Genomic DNA, 17,311 nt, shown 5'->3' on the forward strand with positions numbered 1-17,311 from the left:
TTGTGCCTTGTAAAAGTACAGCAATATGAAGTGGGAAAAATTACTCTCCGCGAAGCGATGGGGCAGCGAAAATAAATATATCGAAGATCAGGCAGAAGCCAGGTCCGAATTTCAGCGAGACTATGACCGGCTGATCTTCTCATCCCCTTTCAGGAGACTTCAAAACAAAACCCAGGTTTTCCCACTTCCGGGCAGTGTTTTTGTACATAACAGGCTCACGCATAGCCTGGAAGTGGCCAGCGTCGGAAGGTCGCTGGGCCGAATTTTTTACAACAAACTAAAAAAAGAAGAACCAGGCATTGACGAGCGCTTGCCCCTCATCAGCGAGATTGGAAACATTGTAGCAGCGGCCTGTCTTGCCCACGACCTGGGAAACCCGGCCTTCGGACATTCCGGCGAGGCAGCCATTTCTCATTACTTCACCGATGACAGAGGCTTGGCCTACAAAGATAAGGTGACGGAAGCCCAATGGTCGGACCTTACCCACTTTGAGGGAAATGCCAATGCCTTCCGCATCCTCACGCATCCCTATGCCGGAAAAGGTTACGGAAGTTTTGCGCTTACCTATTCCACACTGGCTTCCATTGCCAAATATCCTTGCGAGTCGCTTGCGGGCCACGATAAAACAAAAATTTACACCAAGAAGTACGGCTTTTTCCAGTCCGAGCAGAGTGGATTTCAAAGAATTGCCGAAGACCTCGAACTGGCAAAAGTGCAGGATTCACCGCTGATCTATAAGCGTCATCCCATCGTGTACCTGGTGGAAGCAGCAGATGACATTTGTTACAACATCATTGACCTCGAAGATGCCCACCGCTTAAAGATCCTATCCTATGGCGATGTGGAGTCTTTGCTACTGAAGCTATGCAACGACCCAAACCTACCTGCCCGGCTTGACGATATTGACGACGATGACGCCAAGATCAGCCTACTGAGGGCGAAGGCGATCAACACACTGATTGCAGCTTGCTCGGATCTTTTTTACAATGAACAGGAGCTGATTCTACGGGGCGATTTCAACCACAGCCTGATTGATCGGATCGATGAGCCATACCGCTCGGTAATGAAAGACATTCAGGCCATTTCGGTGAAGAAAATCTATAACTATTCCTCCGTGGTCCAAATTGAAGTCGCCGGCTATAAAGTAATGGGCGGCCTGCTGGAAGAATTTATTCCTGCATACCTGAATAACCATTCGCATTATTCCAGAAAATTGGTTGACCTGATCCCCCGGCAGTTTATTACCAAAGACACAGGAGATTATGCAAGAATACAAACCGTACTTGATTTTGTATCTGGTATGACCGACTTGTATGCTGTTGAATTATTTCGCAAAATAAAGGGTATTTCTTTTCCTTCAATAACCTAGATACATCGAATTACTTTTTGAACCTTAGGTATTTTTTCGGGTTTTGGTTTCTCAATTTTTTAGAGAAAAAACTTTTTGTAACTTGTTCGGGTAAACCACCGCTCAACGAACCCTACTAATGGATATCCAGCAGCTTATCTATTCAAACGACACCGCATCCAAGGAATTCTCTTTTACCCCTGACCTGATTTTTGTTTTCGGAAACCGCGAACTGCTCGAAAACCGTCCCATCTCTCAGCAACTACATCAAATCTACCCACACGCGGTTTTTTCGGGTTGTTCTACAGCAGGGGAAATTGCCGGAGAATCGGTAGCCGACAATTCAATCGTTATCACCGGGATCAAGTTTAAAAATACGCGGATAGAATCCGCAGCAATACCCCTTGTAGACATTCACTACAATAGCAACGAGGCGGGGCAAAGGTTGGTTTCGCAGCTTCCTCCGGAAGGGCTCAAGCACGTCTTTGTGATATCTGATGGGATACGGGTCAATGGCACAGATCTGGTTCAGGGTATGCGGGCCGGACTAGCACCCGACGTTACCTTAACCGGCGGCCTTGCCGGCGATGGGTCCAAGTTTCAAAAAACAGTGATCATTGAGCCGAATGGAGATCTGGCTTCGGAAAGCGTCGCCGCGATTGGTTTTTATGGTGACTCCATTTCCATTGGATTTGGCTCCCGGGGTGGATGGGACAGTTTCGGACTGGACCGCCGGGTAACCCGTTCGCGCGACAACGTACTTTTCGAAATTGATGACCAACCTGCGCTAGACCTATACAAGTCGTTTCTGGGTGACCGCGCCAAAGATCTTCCAGCATCGGGCCTGCTTTTTCCACTGAGTATGAGAGATAGCGAAGACCGCGCACCGGTAGTACGCACCATTCTGGGGATCAGTGAAGAAGACAAAAGTTTGACCTTTGCCGGTGATATTCCCGAAGGATCGTTTGTAAGGCTCATGAAGGCCAACAACGACCGACTGATCAGAGGAGCGGAAGAAGCAGCCGTTGCTTGTACCGAAGATATGCCAAGTTCACCGGAATTTGCCCTCTTGGTGAGCTGTGTTGGACGGAAGCTGGTTTTGAAGCAGATGGTGGAAGAAGAAGTGGAAAGCGTCTCAGATGTTTTGGGAAGACCGGCTATTGCGGGATTTTATTCATACGGTGAACTTGCGCCGTTCAACAAAAATGAATCCTGTGAATTGCACAATCAAACCATGACCATCACCACTTTCAGGGAAGTATAACAATGTCCAATTTAGAAAGCACTGAGATTAGCTACCATCGCCTCTTAAAACGGCAGATCAGAAAATCTCTCCCTCCTGAACTGGCGGACAATCCGGATATTCAGGAATTTTTAACTTCCGTCAATCAGGCATACCTTGAATTTCAGGATGACCTTGCTCGGGTGGAGCACATTCTGGAACAAAGCTCAGGTGAGCTGTTTAAAACCAACAACGAGCTTAGCCGCATTGCGCAGGAAAAAACGGAAGAAGCTGCATCCACATCCAAAAGACTGGAAGAAGTGGTAAGCAGCATTACAGAAGTACTCGTGCAACTGGACGCGAACGGCGATTTCATTTATCTCAACAACGCATGGGAGGTAGTGACGGGGTATAAGGTTTCAGATAGCCTGGGAAAGCCATGGCTTGATTTTTTCCCCTCTGGATCAGAAGGTGTTTTTGAAGCTCTATTCAATTCCGAGATATTTGAGATTGAAGATTCAATAAAAATACGCACGGCCGACAATACAGAAAAATGGCTTGGGATTTCATTGCGCCATCACATTTCCTCTACGGCCATCCATACCGGATACATCGGAACGATTGTGGACATATCCCAAAGAGTGGAATCGGAAAGAAAATTGAAATCTTACATGCGTGATCTGGAAAAAATCAACGCGGAGCTCGACCAGTTCGCCTATGTGGTAAGCCACGATTTGAAAGCACCACTCAGAGCGATCAACAACCTTTCGGAATGGATTGAAGAAGACATCACACATTTGCTGGAAGGCGACACCAAAGAGCAATTTAAACTGCTTAGAGGAAGGGTTCACCGAATGGAAGGTCTCATCAACGGTATACTTTCTTACTCACGTGCCGGCCGAATAAAAACAGCAAAAGAGCGGTTTCTGGTCAAAACGCTGGTGGACGAGCTTTGTGATACATTAAGTATGAAGCAATCCACACGTTTCCAGTTGGACGGGGATCCTAAACTTGAACTTGTTTCGGAGAAAATAACGCTGAGTCAGATATTACAAAATCTTATCTCAAACGGAATTAAGTATAACGACAAGCCGGATATCTTAATAACAATTGGCTGGACCGAAAGCGATTCGGCCGTGGAATTCTATGTTAAGGATAATGGCCCGGGCATCAAGGAGGAATTCCATGAAAGAATATTTGTCATATTTCAAACGCTCCAGGCAAGAGATGAAGTCGAGAGCACCGGTGTGGGACTTGCCATTGTAAAAAAGATAGTGGATGAAAAGGGCGGTATCATACGAGTAGAATCCAGTATGGGTGAAGGCACGACGTTTTATTTTTCATGGCCAAAAATCGAAACAAAAGAAATTGAATAACAACCTTAGATTGAAACCAATAACCCGCAATAACAAAACCTAAACTCCATAAAGTTTTACACAATGTCCATTTTAAATGTGATTCCCATGACAATCTTATTGGTTGAAGACGATGAGGTAGATATCATGAATGTAAAGCGTGCATTCAAAAAGAACAATATTTCCAACCCACTTCTGGTGGCTCACAATGGCCTGGAAGCGCTGGAAATACTGAGGTCAAACGCAGTCGACGCCCCCAAACCAAAAATTGTACTTTTAGACCTGAATATGCCCAAAATGGGAGGTATAGAGTTTCTTAAAGAAATTCGTCAGGATCCTGAGCTAAGCACCCTGTCGGTTTTTGTAATGACAACCTCCAACGAAGATGGGGATAAGATCGATGCCTTTAATCTTAACGTGGCAGGGTACATATTGAAGCCACTATCCATGGATCGGTTTATTGCTGCTGTCTCTACATTGAATAGCTACTGGACGCTTTGCGAATTCCCTTGATAACCTGAACGCACTAAACGAATCCATGAATATGTCAGCCCCTTTCTCTATTCTTCTCGTAGAAGATGATCATTTTGATGCCATAGAATTCCAGCGAGCAATCAAAAAGAGCCAGGTGGACATAGAGGAAATCAGGATCTGCAAATATGCGGAAGAGGCTATCGAAACCCTCGAAACGTGGATTCCCGACTGCATGTTTATAGATTACCAGTTGCCCAAGACCAACGGCCTTGAATTACTCAAAAAAATAAAATCGATTGTTCCCCAGCTTCCGGTAATCGTTCTCACCTCACAAGGAGATGAGCGAATAGCCGTGGAAATGATGAAAGCCGGAGCGATGGACTATTTCCCGAAATCAGAAATTAATTCTGAAAAGCTCACCAAGGCATTTCATACGATGACCCAAATGCGGGAAGTGGAGCGAAAAAGGGAAAAGGCGCAGAAAGAATTGATGGAAAAAGAGGAGCTCATTGATAAAATAGCGCTCCTGTCTCCGAATATCATCTATGTTATTGATATTGAAAAATGGGCAAACATTTTTCACAACAAACAGATTTGGAGCATACTGGGCTACAACGAAAATGAGTTTACACCTGAATCAAACAGCGTACTGCTCAGCCTGATCAACGTCCAGGATCAATCCGCATTCCGCAAGCACTATTACCACATCAAACATTCGGTAAATGATGGCGAGGTGATAGAAAAAGAATTCAGGCTGATGCACAAGAACGGGTCTGAGGTGTGGATAATAACCCGGGAGGTACCATTCAAACGAAACGCGAACGGAGAAGTCCAGGAGGTCCTAGGTACGGCTATTGACATTACCGGCAGAAAATTCGTAGAAAATGAACTGATCAGAGCAAAAAAAGAAGCGGAAGAAGCGTCCCGGATCAAATCAGATTTTCTATCAACGATGAGTCATGAGATCAGGACACCTATGAATGCGATTGTCGGGTTTACGGACCTGCTTCTCACCAGCAATTTTACCGGACAGGAAGAGGAATACCTCAATACAATAAAGTATTCAGCAGACAACCTGATGGTCATTCTGAATGATATTCTTGATTTTTCCAAAATTGAGGCCGGTAAATTACACCTGGAAAACTTTGAGTTCGATCTGCGGGAAAAGTTGACCTACCTTCAAAAAACCTTCCACATCGCCGCCCGCAAAAAAAATCTGGAGCTGACCTTTCAGCTGGCTGAAGACGTACCGATCTACCTGATCGGGGATCCCCACCGCCTTAATCAGATCCTTGTGAACCTATTGGGCAATGCGATCAAATTCACAAATGAGGGATTTGTCCGTCTGTACGTGACCGTAGAAAAAAATATCAATTCCATTGTGAGCCTGAAATTTGCGATTCAGGATTCGGGTATGGGAATCTCTGCAGACAAGCTGAATCAGATCTTCGACAGTTTTTCCCAGGCCCATGAAAATAATGCTTCCAAGTTCTTTGGCGGCACAGGTCTGGGGCTTACCATTACCCGTAAACTTACAGAACTGATGCACGGAACCATCCATGCTGAAAGCGAACTGGCGCGCGGATCTACATTTTCAGTAACCCTAAGCTTTTCCAAAAGCGACAAACCTTCGCTGAAAAATGCAGTGAATCTATTGACAAATTTCTCTTTGAACGGTTACCGCATCCTTGTCGCCGACGACATCCTGGCCAACCAGATCTTGCTGAAACACTTACTCAAAAAATGGGGTGCGGAGTTTGTCATCTGCAATAACGGACAGGAGGTGCTGGATGCTATTTTGGAACAGCACTTCGACCTGATTCTGATGGACCTGCAAATGCCTGTGATGGATGGCATTACTGCTCTAAAGATTATCCGACAATCATTTCCTTCCTATGCGGCAGTACCTGTAATAGCCTTCACAGCCGATACCTTCGCGGAAAGCCTTCCCGAACTTGAGGGTTACCATTTCAACGATTTCGTAACAAAACCATTCAAGTTTGACGAACTTACCAAAAAAATAGCACGCCATTTGTCCATCAATTGAATACATGGCAAGGGGAATCTCTGGTAATATTCTTGACAAGGCTGCATCCGACAGCACTGATTTTCCGTAGATTTATCAAATTTTTTTCGCCATTGATCTTCGTATTTTGAAACCAGAAATCAGGCCAGTCCTCGGCATCGCCCTCTTTATCTCGTTAGTATTCATTCTGTCGGGTTGTTCATTCCGGCGCATCAAACGTACCAAGAACATTGTTTACGCAACATCTACCTCTACCACCTCGCCGCAGCAACTAAATATTTTTGCACCCCGAAAATATAAAAAGCTTAACGATGTAATTGTTTTTATACATGGTGGTAACTGGAACTCCGGAAGGAAGGAACAGTATAACATCATTGGGAAAAACTGGGCGAAAAAGGGAGTGGTATATGTTATTATAGATTACCCGCTCAGCCCTGCCGCTAACTACCGCGATATGGCCATTGCCAGTGCCAAGTCGGTAAAATGGGTGAAGGACAGTATCCGGCACTATGGCGGCAATCCGGAACGAATTTTTGTTTCAGGTCATTCCGCCGGAGGGCACTTGGCCTCTTTGATTTCGCTGGACAATAAATATTTCAAAGATTTGGGGTCAGAAAATCCTATCGCTGGCACGATACTCATTGATGCCGGAGGGCTCGATATGTACGGGTACCTGATGGACGAAAAAATTTCCAAAGACGATACTTATTTCAAAACTTTCACCGGAGATCCTGAAAACTGGAAAGACGCCAGTCCACTTCATCATCTGCATAAAAAGATGCCGCCAATGGTCATATACCAAGGCGGAAAAACGTATCCTTCCATCGTTAAAAGCACCGCAAGGTTTGTAAAAGCGCTTGATGAGTTTGCCCCCGAAACACCATTTCACTTACAAAAAAGCAAAAAACATGTACCTATGATCACACAATACCTCAACCCATGGAACAGACGCTACAAGAAAATAATTGGCTTTATGAAGGAGGTTAAATAACTAACAATGTGCCGTATACGCCTAAATACATGTATGGTCAAAGCAAATAATAATCGCTCAGCGCTCGTTTAAGTATCAATTTATGTCTACTTTTATGATACTTAAAATATCATCAACGTTATTAATCATTTATGTCCGAACGCCTTCATGAAAAACTCCGGATATTGGCCGACGCTGCGAAATATGATGTATCATGTTCCTCTAGCGGAAGTTCCCGAAAAAATCACAACAAAGGTCTTGGAGAGGCAACCGGGAGTGGCATTTGCCACACGTACACAGAGGACGGACGTTGCGTTTCCCTACTGAAAATCCTGCTTACCAATCATTGTATATTTGACTGTGCCTATTGCGTTACCCGAAAAAGTAATGATATCCAGCGTGCTGCCTTTACGGTACAGGAGGTAGTGGACCTGACCATGAATTTCTACCGTCGCAATTACATTGAAGGGCTTTTCCTGAGTTCCGGCATTTTCAAAAATGCAGATTACACCATGGAACGCCTTGTATCGGTTGCCAAAAAACTTCGGACCGAAAACAAATTCAACGGCTATATCCATTTGAAAACCATTCCCGGAGCCAGTGATGAGCTGATGCATGAAGCCGGTTTATACGCCGACCGCCTCAGTGTCAACATTGAAATCCCAACGGAAAGTGGACTGAAACTGCTCGCTCCTGATAAGAATATTCAGGATATGATCAAACCGATGAATTATCTGAAAAATGAGATAATCAAAACGACTGAGGAAAAGTCATTATTCAAAAACGCACCCCTATTTGCCCCAGCAGGACAAAGCACACAAATGATTATCGGTGCAAGCGGAGAGAGTGACAAGGATATTATGCACACGGCGCACAAATTTTACGAGGGCTTTAAATTAAAACGTGTTTATTATTCGGGCTATGTACCCATTAGTAACGACAATCGGCTTCCGGTGATGGGATCTGCTGTACCGGTGCTGAGAGAGAACCGGCTCTATCAGACCGACTGGCTGATGCGTTTTTATGGATTTCACATCAAAGAATTGCTGAATGACCAGCACCCTAATCTGGATCCGGAGATTGATCCCAAACTGAGCTGGGCGTTGCGAAACATGCATGTATTCCCCATTGATATCAACAAGGCAGATTTGCATTTGATTCTTCGCGTGCCTGGTATCGGGGTACAATCCGCGCAGAAAATTGTAGGCGCACGACGTTTCCACCGGCTTGGCTGGGATCATCTTAAAAAGATTGGGATAGCCATGAACCGGGCCAAATATTTCATTGAATGTAACAGCCCGATAGCCGACCGCAAAGATTACACGGAAGCCAAAATCCGACAATTTATTCTCAACGAATCTAAAAGTAAATACCGATCCCTTGAAGGACAGCAATACAATCTTTTCGGATAAACCTGTGCAGGTTGCCTACGATGGCTCCTGGCCAGGTTTGCTCACTGCGGTTTTCGATGCTTTTGACAAAAAGTGGAATGTATCCGGTTTTACGATAACCGGACAGGAAGCTCAAGCCGATTTTTTTTCAGAAAAAACCCTGGTCGTCACCGACGAAGTAAAGGCAGAGAGGGTTTGGAATGGCTTAAAGAAGAAAGTTCCTGCGGATAACTGCATCCAATTATTCAAGTGTTATCTATCTGAAATCCCTGGAATTGAACTGACGGTTCTATCTTGTATAAGATTTTACTTTTCCGACGTGGATTCGCCGCATCATGCTTATGGGCACCCCGATGTATTAAAAGTGAGTCAAACGGCAAAAATGGTGTACCGGGAAAAACATAGAATGGAAGCATTTGTACGCTTTCAGCGTACGGCTGATGATCTTTACTATGCTGGTATCGAACCGGATTTCAATGTTATTCCGCTACTTGCCAAACATTTCGAAGAAAGGTATGCGGATCAAAACTGGCTTATATACGACCTGAAACGAAAGTATGGCATTTACTATGACCAGAAAAAAGTAGAGGAGATTACACTGGATTTTTCGGAAGGTCTTCAAGCCGCAAGCACGGTTAAAGAAATTTTCCATGATGGTGAAATGCTGTATCAGGAATTGTGGAAGGACTATTTTAAACATGTAAACATTCCAGCCCGAAAGAACATCAAGCTTCATTTACAGCATGTTCCGAAGCGATATTGGAAGCATTTGACAGAGAAGAAATGAATCGGTTCTTTTGCCAGAGCGATTTTTAAACTTTCAAAGAACCATCAAAACAGACTTGTCACGGCCGTATTTGTATTAATCCTAAACTGCCGTTCCGCATTTTCTCGTTCACTGAGATCACTACCTTTGCAGAAAAAAATCACCATGACGAAAGTAAAACTTACAATCAACAACAACGGTTCTGTAAAAATTGACGGCGATTTTGAGATCGTAGATGCGCAGGGAAATGAATACGGCTTGCAAGGCAGAACAGTGGTTTCCATTTGCCGTTGCGGCATGTCCGCTAACAAGCCATTCTGTGATGGTTCGCACAAAGGCCATTTTGAACACAATGCGGTGGCATTTGACCTGCCTCCTAAGAAGGTTTAACCGGTGTTAAGTAAAAAGCGCGAAGTGAACAAGTTGTGAATGCCTACCGGGGAAGATTCTGCTCTGACAACCAGGTAAAAATTTAAAACTGGAAAAATATGGAATCTGATTCCATATTTTTCCAGTTTTTATCTAATCAATTACCTTTCAACATGTTAGCAGACAGAAAACACCTTCGTCTCTGTCGTAATGTAAATCTTCCTGTCATCTACCAGTTCCATTTGAAAACCACCGGTAAAGACACCGAAACTGGGCAGAATAGCCTGGTTTTTGTCCACGACGAAACAAGGCAACCTCACACTTTGCCGGCCTTTTCCGTAGGTTGTAAAAACAGGATGAACGTGGCCGGCAAATACAAATTTTAACGGATCTGGCTCTACTTTCGGGTGATGGGTAAAAACGAAAGCATCTTCTTCAAAATCCTCGATATGAACTTGCAGATCAGCTTCCAGAAACATGCTGACCGGCAGTACATCGTGGTTGCCGATCACAATGATCATTTCAATATAAAAATGCTGCGAACGCCATGCCCGGAACGTCTCCCATTCGGCATTGTATTTGTTATGAAATAGATCACCAAGAAATATAATCCGCGTCGCACCGGTAAGCTGAACAACCTCATTGAGCCTTTCAAAATTATTGTCGGCAGCTATATTCGGGACAGCAATTCCTTCCTTTCTGAAATGGGTTATTTTTCCTAAATGAAGGTCGCCGATGAGTAAAGTCTGCGCTTCCTGCCAAAAAACGGCTTTTTGTGAAAGCAGTAAAAAATGGTTGTCTCTAATCTCAATCTGCATCACTATACTGTTTGATCATTTTCTGGATCCGGTCTTCCAGTTTTTCGGAAGTTAATTGTTCGCGCAAGCGGTCAACCATAATGGGAAACGAAAGCGGAGTCGGCTTCATCGTTTTTTTAACAATTATTTTTTGATTTACGATCCGGGCAAGTGCTTCGCGCATCCGGACTTCTTCGAGCTGGTAAGTCAAAACTTCCTGGTAGGCCTGGTTTACCAATAAATTATTGTCTTCGTACTTGGTCATTACTGTAAAAAGCAATGAACTAGATGCCTGCAATTGTTTGGTTTTCATGTATTTACCCGGATACCCCTGAAACATCAAACCCGCAATGGCCGAAATCTCTCTAAACTTACGTTTCGCCATTTCGGTAGCATTCACACTCTGGTAAATATCATCCACCAAATGAGCGGTTGAAAACAAATCCACCTCTTTCAATACCGCTTCCATATCCACATACTGATCGCTAAGGAGTTCAAAACCATAGTCGTTCATGGCAACAGAAAAGGTAATGGGTTTAATTTTACTCAATCGATAAGCCAGGATAATGGACATGCCTTCATGCACCAGACGTCCTTCGAACGGAAAAATGAATATGTGATGGCCCTCACGCGTTTCAGTTTGTTCGATAAGCAGTTCATCCTGATTAGGAATCAGCGAACGGTCTCGTTGAAGCAACAACAATGGCTGCAATTTGGCAAGCTCCTTCTCTTTTAGCGGATTCTCAATCGCATCGGAAAGCCTTTCGCGGATAAACGCCGAGAGCTGCGAGGACAGCGGCATACGCCCTCCTGCCCAGCGCACCAGTGCACCACGTTTGCCTTCTGCTTTTTTAACGGTGACGGTCATTTCATGAATCCTGATGAACTGGACAGTCATCCCTGCAAACACGAAAACATCGCCTTCCTTCATCCGGGTCACGAATGATTCCTCCACAGAGCCCAGATATTTCCCGTGCTGCAATTTCACTTTCAACGAAGTATCGGAAACGATAGTACCCATACTGAGCATATGGCGGTGGGCTATCCGGCGGCTGGTTACTTTGTAACGTCCGTCAATCCGTTCCACTTTTTTATATTCATCGTACACCGTCAAAGAGGAACTGCCCGTCGTAATATAGCCCAAAAGCCATTCCCATTCCTGACGATTGATAAACTGATAACCGTAGGCATCGCGCACCTCTTCGAATAGTTGTGCTTCCTCAAATCCCTCTCCTACTGCCAGTGTGATCATCCATTGCGCCAGCACATCAAAAGCCTGAATAACCGGAGGACGGTCTTCCAGAATATTTTTCTCCACACCTTCCCGTAATGAAACGGCTTCAATCAATTCCAGAGAATTGGTCGGACAAAAGTAAATTTTGCTCGCCGCACCCGGTTGGTGACCGCTTCGCCCCGCACGTTGAACAAACCGCGAAATACTTTTAGGACTTCCCACCTGAATAACCGTTTCTACCGGGCGAAAATCCACGCCCAGATCCAGACTTGCCGTACAGATCACAAGCTTTAATTTTTCATTGTGTAGCGCTTCTTCCACCCAATCTCTGATTTCGCGGTCCAGTGAGGCATGGTGCAACGCCATAATACCAGCAAATTCGGGATATTTGTCTATGATCACCCTGTACCATATCTCCGTTTGTGAGCGGGTGTTTGTAAAAAGTAGCGTCGTTCTTCCCTTCCTCACAATATTCACCACATCGTCCACCAGCCGTGTTCCCATGTAACCGGACCATGGCAGCGTTTCTACCCGCTCAGGAATAATGCTTTCGACAATGATCTTTTTGTTATTTTTTGCCTTGATGATAACGGAGTCATCCAAACTGGCCTTCATTCCCAACAACACTTTCCGTGCTTCATCCAGATTACCAATGGTTGCAGAGATACCCCAGGTTTGAATTTCAGGATTAATGGAGCGCAAACGTGCCAATGCCAGTTCTGTTTGTGTGCCACGTTTGCTTCCCATCAGCTCGTGCCATTCATCCACAACCACCGTATGCAGGTTTTTGAAAATTTCGGAACTGTTTTTTTGCGCAAATAAAATGTGCAGACTTTCAGGCGTGATCAGCAGTGCCTCAGGCATTTGCTTTTTTTGACTAGCTCGTTCTTTCGTGCTCGTATCGCCACTTCGCACACCTACACGGAGATTCAGATTCATTTCCAAAGCGGCAGTTTCCATGTTGCGAAACAGATCTTTGGAAAGTGCACGCAAAGGAGTGATCCAGATGATCTGCAGTCCCGCTTTTTGCTTCGTTGGTTTTTTAGGCAACGAATTGATGTAGCGAATGAGAATTGGCAGCCACAACGAATAAGTTTTCCCGCTACCCGTCGGCGCATTCACCAATCCACTTTTCCCAGACAAATAAGCCTCCGCCGCTTCCTTCTGAAAAGCAGCCCATTTCCATTTTTTATACTTAAACCATTGCTCAACAATGATATGTCCGCGGGATTTTGCCAAGGGCTAATTGGGGTGAATTTTTATGCTAAAATGCGAATTTTAGTTTACAAAATTCATTCCATCCCGGAATTGGATAATTGATTGTGGAGTTACACAGAGGCACACAGAGTGAAGAAAGAGGTTCACAGAGTAAAAGATCCAGAATACTTCCACTAATTTTTCTTCGTAAATATCGGCAATCTGGGGCGGCAGGAAAATTTTCTCTGTGCACCTCCCTTCTTCTCCGTGGCCCTCTGTGTAACCTGACTTACCTTCTCCTCGACGGCAAATTCCGTTTATCGCTAAAATGCATCGAACTCGGTAATTCTAACACATAATGTTAGATTTGTAGACTTTAATCACTTATATACCTCCAAAATCCCCCTCAAACTCTCCAAAGAATCCGCTTCCGCAGCCTTCTTATCCTTCCTCCATCTCAAAATTCTCGGAAAGCGAACAGCAATTCCGGATTTATGTCTTGACGATTCGTTGATTCCCTCAAAGCCAATTTCAAAAACAAGTTCCGGTTTCACGGTTCGTACCGGGCCAAATTTCTCGAGCACGTTTCTTTTTATAAAATAATCAACCTGACCGATTTCCACGTCGGTTAGCCCGGAATAGGCTTTTGCAAAGGGAACCAGCTTGCCATCTTCTCCCCAAACGGCAAATGTATAGTCGGTAAACAATTCTGCGCGGCGGCCGGAGCCTTTTTGTGCATAGATCAATACGGCATCCACACTCAGCGGATCGATTTTCCATTTCCACCAATCGCCTTTTTTACGCCCAACCTGATACGTACCGCTTTTTCTTTTGATCATGAAACCTTCCGCAATGTTTTCGCGGGATGTCGGATGAAGGTCATGCAGTTCACTCCATTGCGTGAAATTCACCAATGGCGAAAGGTTGAAAACACCTTGTTCTGGCAAAGTTTTGTAAAGTTTTTCCAATTCCGTCCGCCGTTGAAACTGCGTCATACTTCGTGCATCGGTTCCTTTCACTTCCAGGATATCATAAGCCAGAAAAGCAACAGGCGCTTCTTCCAGCACTTTTTTGGATAGGTTTTTCCTCCCAATACGTGTTTGCAGAACATTAAATGGCATCGGTTTGCGATCAAAGTAACTCACAATTTCACCATCCAGAACGGTACCATCTGGTAATACCGAACTCAGGAAATGTAACTCAGGAAACTTGTCTGTGGATAGTTCTTCCCCTCTGGTCCAGATGAAAAGCTCGTTGTTCCGGTAGATAATCTGAGACCGAATTCCATCCCATTTCCATTCCACAAACCAGTCTTCCGGATTGCCAAGACTGGACACATCCCCTTCTATCGGATAAGCCAAAAAGAAAGGATAGGGTCTCGACGCGTTATCGTTTTCGCCTTCATCAAGAATAAGGTTTTTAAAATTGGTACTTGATGGATCCCAGTTTCCCATAATCCTGTGAGCCACGACACTCGGATCGGTTGACGTTGCTTCGGCCAAAGCACGTACTACTAGTGTTTGCGAAACCCCAATCCGAAAACTCCCCATCAGCAGTTTATTGAACACAAAAGTTTCGTGTTGAGAAAGTTGAGACCAAGCTTTTAGAATATGATCATGCTTTTCTTCATCGGTCATTTTCGGCAGCATACCAAGATAATGAAACCACTCCGTTAATGATTTATCTGAATCCGCTGATCCGTTTCGGGATAAAATCAGCGAGATCGTTTCGCCAAGGTCTCCCACGCTCTGATAACTTTCCTGAAACAGCCACATGGGTATATGCGCCTCAGCGGCAGCCCATTCCTTCACCATTGTCCGGTTCACCTTAAACGAGGGCCGCCGACCAGTGAATAAAGTGAGCGCCCACATCTTATCCTCGTCCGATGCCGAAAGGAAATAGTTCTTCATCAACTCCACCTTTGCATTGGTTTTATTGGTCCGATCCAGATTCATGAAAAGTTCTGCAAATTGTTTCATTTTTGGCTGTGAGCTAATAGCTGTTGGCTAGGCGCCCCCTGCTTTTAGCTTCGTTTGGTGGTTCAAAAAATTTTCATGAATTAAATAGTCCGGATCAAACCATTACCATTAAGTGACAACTCCTTTCCTTATTCTAACGTAATCTCCATATTACTCGAAGCTAACTACTATAACTCCCAATAACTCCTTTAACTTCCCGTTCAGACCGCTAAACGGCCTTCAGACCAGAGGTTCCATCCTCCATCGCCCCTTGTCCCTCTTCCCTTTGCCCCAATCCCTCTGCCCCCTGCCCTTCCGTCTCTTCCTCAGTTCCATACATGGTGGTTACCTCACCAGCATCGATTCCGTTTTCATTGAGCCATCTTGAAAAAATACTGGTATAACCGTGCGTCACGTAAACCTTTTCAGCACCTGATTCCACCACAGCAGTATTCAGATCCGGCCAGTCGACATGATCGCTTAGTATAAAACCCTGGTCCACAGCTCTACGGTTCTTTGCACCTCTCAGTGCCATCCAGCCAGAGCAATAGCCAAGGGAATATGGATTAAACTTCCTGATCCAGGTACTGCTATCCACCGACGGCGGTGCCAGGACCAGCGCACCGCGAAACAGTTTCTTGTCGGTCTCTTTGGTTACCAGGGTCAGTTCCGGCAGGTCGTGACCGGCTTCTCTCAGTTTTTCATTCAAAACATAAATGGCGCCATGCGCAAAAATGGGTTCATCGGGCAGCTGAATGCCTTTCAAAATCCGTTGCATTTTCCCCAATGAATAACCCATCAGAATACTGGCTTTGTCTTCCTTTCTATTTTGGGCAAACCAATTATCTATCTCCGAAAAGATTTCTTTTTGAGGCTGCCATTTGTAGATAGGCAATCCGAAAGTTGATTCCGTGATGAACACATTACACTTTACAGGTTCAAACGGCGCAGCAAAGCCATCATCTTCCAGTTTATAATCGCCACTTGCCACCCACACTTCATCTTTATACTCTACCCGTATTTGAGCCGAACCAATAATGTGACCCGCCGGATGCAGCGAAAAAGTTACTCCATTGATCAAAAACTTCTCACCGTACTCCACCGTTTGAAGAGAAATATCTGAGCCCAGCCTGAGCCGCAAAATAGATTCGCTGTCCTTGTGCGCCAAATAATGTTTACTTCCCCACCGCGCATGGTCGCTGTGTGCGTGTGTAATTATGGCGCGGTCCACAGGAATCCATGGGTCAATGTGTACCTCTGCCTGAGCACAGTAGATACTTTTGCCGGTAAATTGTAAAAGGGGTCGTTTAGGCATAAAACAAAGAAGTAAAAAGTATGCCAGATCGGAAACAGGCACACCGGCATTATTCCTGCTAATTTAATGTTACTTTTGAAATGACTTTCTTAAATTCCGGCGTCAAAGTATTGAAGCATCGATATTTGAATTGGATATGACTGGTAGTAAACAAAATACAGCGCTTTCACCTTCACTTGAAGCTCAAAGATATCTGGCAAACGCAAAACAAATCCTAAGCGAAAAAGCAGGGAAAAAAGATGGCCTATACGCGGATGTCAAATATGTAAAAATGGCTGCCGGCACGGCATATTCAGCGGCTTTACTTATTTTGGATGAATATTTGAAACAAAAAGAAGGCCTAAAATTTGTCAAGCCCAAAAGCATTGAAGATTATACAAACCGGGTTCGGAAATACGATAAGAGGCTACTCAGGCTGCTAACCAATGTTTATGACGAATTGCATATTAACGGATATTATCACGGCACCAAATCTGTGGACACCATCCAGATGGGGCTGAATAATGTCAACAAGATGTTAGCATTTATCTGATTTTCTGCATGAATAATGCCTGCCATTACATATCCTTCCTTAAACATAACTACTTCTCCCTTTTTTCAACCCATTTCTTCCTACTTTTGCACCACAAGGTAGCAACCCCGCACTTCGCGGCAAGCTTGAAAAGGGAATACCGGTGTGAATCCGGAACAGTCTCCGCTGCTGTAAGTTCATTAAAAGCGTTTTTGACAAATCTATTGCCACTGGATGCAATGAGAGAATGATTGAGTGATAGCTCTGGCGAAACATTCATCATTTTAGCATTCAAAATTGATATCCGGGAAGGCGTCAAAAACGGAACAAGTCAGAAGACCTGCCTTTTAAAACAATTTAACGCCCTTCGGAAGAAAG

The 17,311-nt window shown here is 44.6% G+C and carries 14 protein-coding genes and 1 riboswitch; of the genes, 10 read left to right on the plus strand and 4 right to left on the minus strand.

Translation table 11 applies throughout. The annotated features are described in order from the left end of the window. Positions 1-25 precede the first annotated feature (25 nt). The 9 genes from DYADSP32_RS14900 to DYADSP32_RS14940 all read left to right on the plus strand — a co-directional run bounded on the left by DYADSP32_RS14900 (position 26) and on the right by DYADSP32_RS14940 (position 9,942). A complete protein-coding gene (locus DYADSP32_RS14900) occupies positions 26-1,369 on the plus strand; it encodes a deoxyguanosinetriphosphate triphosphohydrolase (RefSeq protein WP_149241996.1) in 1,344 nt (447 codons plus the stop codon). Positions 1,370-1,487: 118 nt separating this feature from the next. After that, positions 1,488-2,612 carry an FIST N-terminal domain-containing protein gene (locus DYADSP32_RS14905; RefSeq protein ID WP_149241995.1) on the plus strand — a complete coding sequence of 375 codons (1,125 nt, stop codon included), beginning with the start codon at positions 1,488-1,490 and terminating at the stop codon, positions 2,610-2,612. 2 nt (positions 2,613-2,614) lie between these two features. Then, complete coding sequence (locus tag DYADSP32_RS14910; RefSeq protein WP_149241994.1) at positions 2,615-3,946, plus strand: ATP-binding protein; 1,332 nt, start codon at positions 2,615-2,617, stop codon at positions 3,944-3,946. A gap of 63 nt (positions 3,947-4,009) precedes the next feature. Next, positions 4,010-4,438, plus strand: a complete 429-nt coding sequence (locus DYADSP32_RS14915) for a response regulator (RefSeq protein WP_149241993.1) — start codon at positions 4,010-4,012, stop codon at positions 4,436-4,438. Positions 4,439-4,469: 31 nt separating this feature from the next. Further along, entirely contained in the window at positions 4,470-6,446 is a 1,977-nt protein-coding gene (locus DYADSP32_RS14920) for a response regulator (RefSeq protein ID WP_149241992.1), read from the plus strand. A gap of 106 nt (positions 6,447-6,552) precedes the next feature. Further along, positions 6,553-7,416 carry an alpha/beta hydrolase gene (locus DYADSP32_RS14925; protein WP_414617792.1) on the plus strand — a complete coding sequence of 288 codons (864 nt, stop codon included), beginning with the start codon at positions 6,553-6,555 and terminating at the stop codon, positions 7,414-7,416. Between the two features lie 131 nt (positions 7,417-7,547). Further along, entirely contained in the window at positions 7,548-8,807 is a 1,260-nt protein-coding gene (locus DYADSP32_RS14930) for a putative DNA modification/repair radical SAM protein (RefSeq protein ID WP_149241991.1), read from the plus strand. After that, positions 8,776-9,573 (plus strand): TIGR03915 family putative DNA repair protein, encoded by a 798-nt coding sequence (locus DYADSP32_RS14935; protein WP_414617793.1) that lies wholly within the window; start codon positions 8,776-8,778, stop codon positions 9,571-9,573. Before DYADSP32_RS14930 ends, DYADSP32_RS14935 begins: the two co-directional genes overlap by 32 nt. A gap of 144 nt (positions 9,574-9,717) precedes the next feature. After that, the gene (locus tag DYADSP32_RS14940) at positions 9,718-9,942 is read left to right on the plus strand and encodes a CDGSH iron-sulfur domain-containing protein (RefSeq protein WP_149241990.1); all 225 of its coding nucleotides are present in this window, start codon (positions 9,718-9,720) and stop codon (positions 9,940-9,942) included. Between the two features lie 155 nt (positions 9,943-10,097). Here the strand turns inward: DYADSP32_RS14940 and pdeM are convergent, their stop codons facing one another. The 4 genes from pdeM to DYADSP32_RS14960 all read right to left on the minus strand — a co-directional run bounded on the left by pdeM (position 10,098) and on the right by DYADSP32_RS14960 (position 16,422). Continuing rightward, the gene (gene pdeM, locus DYADSP32_RS14945; RefSeq protein WP_149241989.1) at positions 10,098-10,739 is read right to left on the minus strand and encodes a ligase-associated DNA damage response endonuclease PdeM; all 642 of its coding nucleotides are present in this window, start codon (positions 10,737-10,739) and stop codon (positions 10,098-10,100) included. Continuing rightward, positions 10,729-13,191 (minus strand): ligase-associated DNA damage response DEXH box helicase, encoded by a 2,463-nt coding sequence (locus DYADSP32_RS14950; RefSeq protein ID WP_149241988.1) that lies wholly within the window; start codon positions 13,189-13,191, stop codon positions 10,729-10,731. Before DYADSP32_RS14950 ends, pdeM begins: the two co-directional genes overlap by 11 nt. Before the next feature lie 338 nt (positions 13,192-13,529). Continuing rightward, complete coding sequence (locus tag DYADSP32_RS14955; RefSeq protein ID WP_149241987.1) at positions 13,530-15,128, minus strand: ATP-dependent DNA ligase; 1,599 nt, start codon at positions 15,126-15,128, stop codon at positions 13,530-13,532. Positions 15,129-15,336: 208 nt separating this feature from the next. Then, positions 15,337-16,422: a ligase-associated DNA damage response exonuclease gene (locus DYADSP32_RS14960; RefSeq protein WP_149241986.1), complete on the minus strand. Its 1,086-nt coding sequence runs from the start codon at positions 16,420-16,422 to the stop codon at positions 15,337-15,339. Positions 16,423-16,558: 136 nt separating this feature from the next. On the opposite strand from DYADSP32_RS14960, the gene DYADSP32_RS14965 reads away from it, so the two are divergent. Next, the gene (locus DYADSP32_RS14965; RefSeq protein WP_149241985.1) at positions 16,559-16,954 is read left to right on the plus strand and encodes a DUF5618 family protein; all 396 of its coding nucleotides are present in this window, start codon (positions 16,559-16,561) and stop codon (positions 16,952-16,954) included. Between the two features lie 79 nt (positions 16,955-17,033). Further along, positions 17,034-17,296, plus strand: a riboswitch (cobalamin riboswitch). The last annotated feature ends 15 nt before the right edge of the window (positions 17,297-17,311 follow it).

It is taken from the genome of Dyadobacter sp. 32, assembly GCF_902506755.1.
Classification (GTDB): domain Bacteria; phylum Bacteroidota; class Bacteroidia; order Cytophagales; family Spirosomataceae; genus Dyadobacter.

Bases quoted from the DNA above. Each gene is read 5' to 3' on its own strand.
- DYADSP32_RS14900 (WP_149241996.1), top strand. From the start codon at position 26: ATGAAGTGGGAAAAATTACTCTCCGCGAAGCGATGGGGCAGCGAAAAT.
- DYADSP32_RS14905 (WP_149241995.1), top strand. From the start codon at position 1,488: ATGGATATCCAGCAGCTTATCTATTCAAACGACACCGCATCCAAGGAA.
- DYADSP32_RS14910 (WP_149241994.1), top strand. From the start codon at position 2,615: ATGTCCAATTTAGAAAGCACTGAGATTAGCTACCATCGCCTCTTAAAA.
- DYADSP32_RS14915 (WP_149241993.1), top strand. From the start codon at position 4,010: ATGTCCATTTTAAATGTGATTCCCATGACAATCTTATTGGTTGAAGAC.
- DYADSP32_RS14920 (WP_149241992.1), top strand. From the start codon at position 4,470: ATGTCAGCCCCTTTCTCTATTCTTCTCGTAGAAGATGATCATTTTGAT.
- DYADSP32_RS14930 (WP_149241991.1), top strand. From the start codon at position 7,548: ATGTCCGAACGCCTTCATGAAAAACTCCGGATATTGGCCGACGCTGCG.
- DYADSP32_RS14940 (WP_149241990.1), top strand. From the start codon at position 9,718: ATGACGAAAGTAAAACTTACAATCAACAACAACGGTTCTGTAAAAATT.
- pdeM (WP_149241989.1), bottom strand. From the start codon at position 10,739: ATGCAGATTGAGATTAGAGACAACCATTTTTTACTGCTTTCACAAAAA.
- DYADSP32_RS14955 (WP_149241987.1), bottom strand. From the start codon at position 15,128: ATGAAACAATTTGCAGAACTTTTCATGAATCTGGATCGGACCAATAAA.
- DYADSP32_RS14960 (WP_149241986.1), bottom strand. From the start codon at position 16,422: ATGCCTAAACGACCCCTTTTACAATTTACCGGCAAAAGTATCTACTGT.
- DYADSP32_RS14965 (WP_149241985.1), top strand. From the start codon at position 16,559: ATGACTGGTAGTAAACAAAATACAGCGCTTTCACCTTCACTTGAAGCT.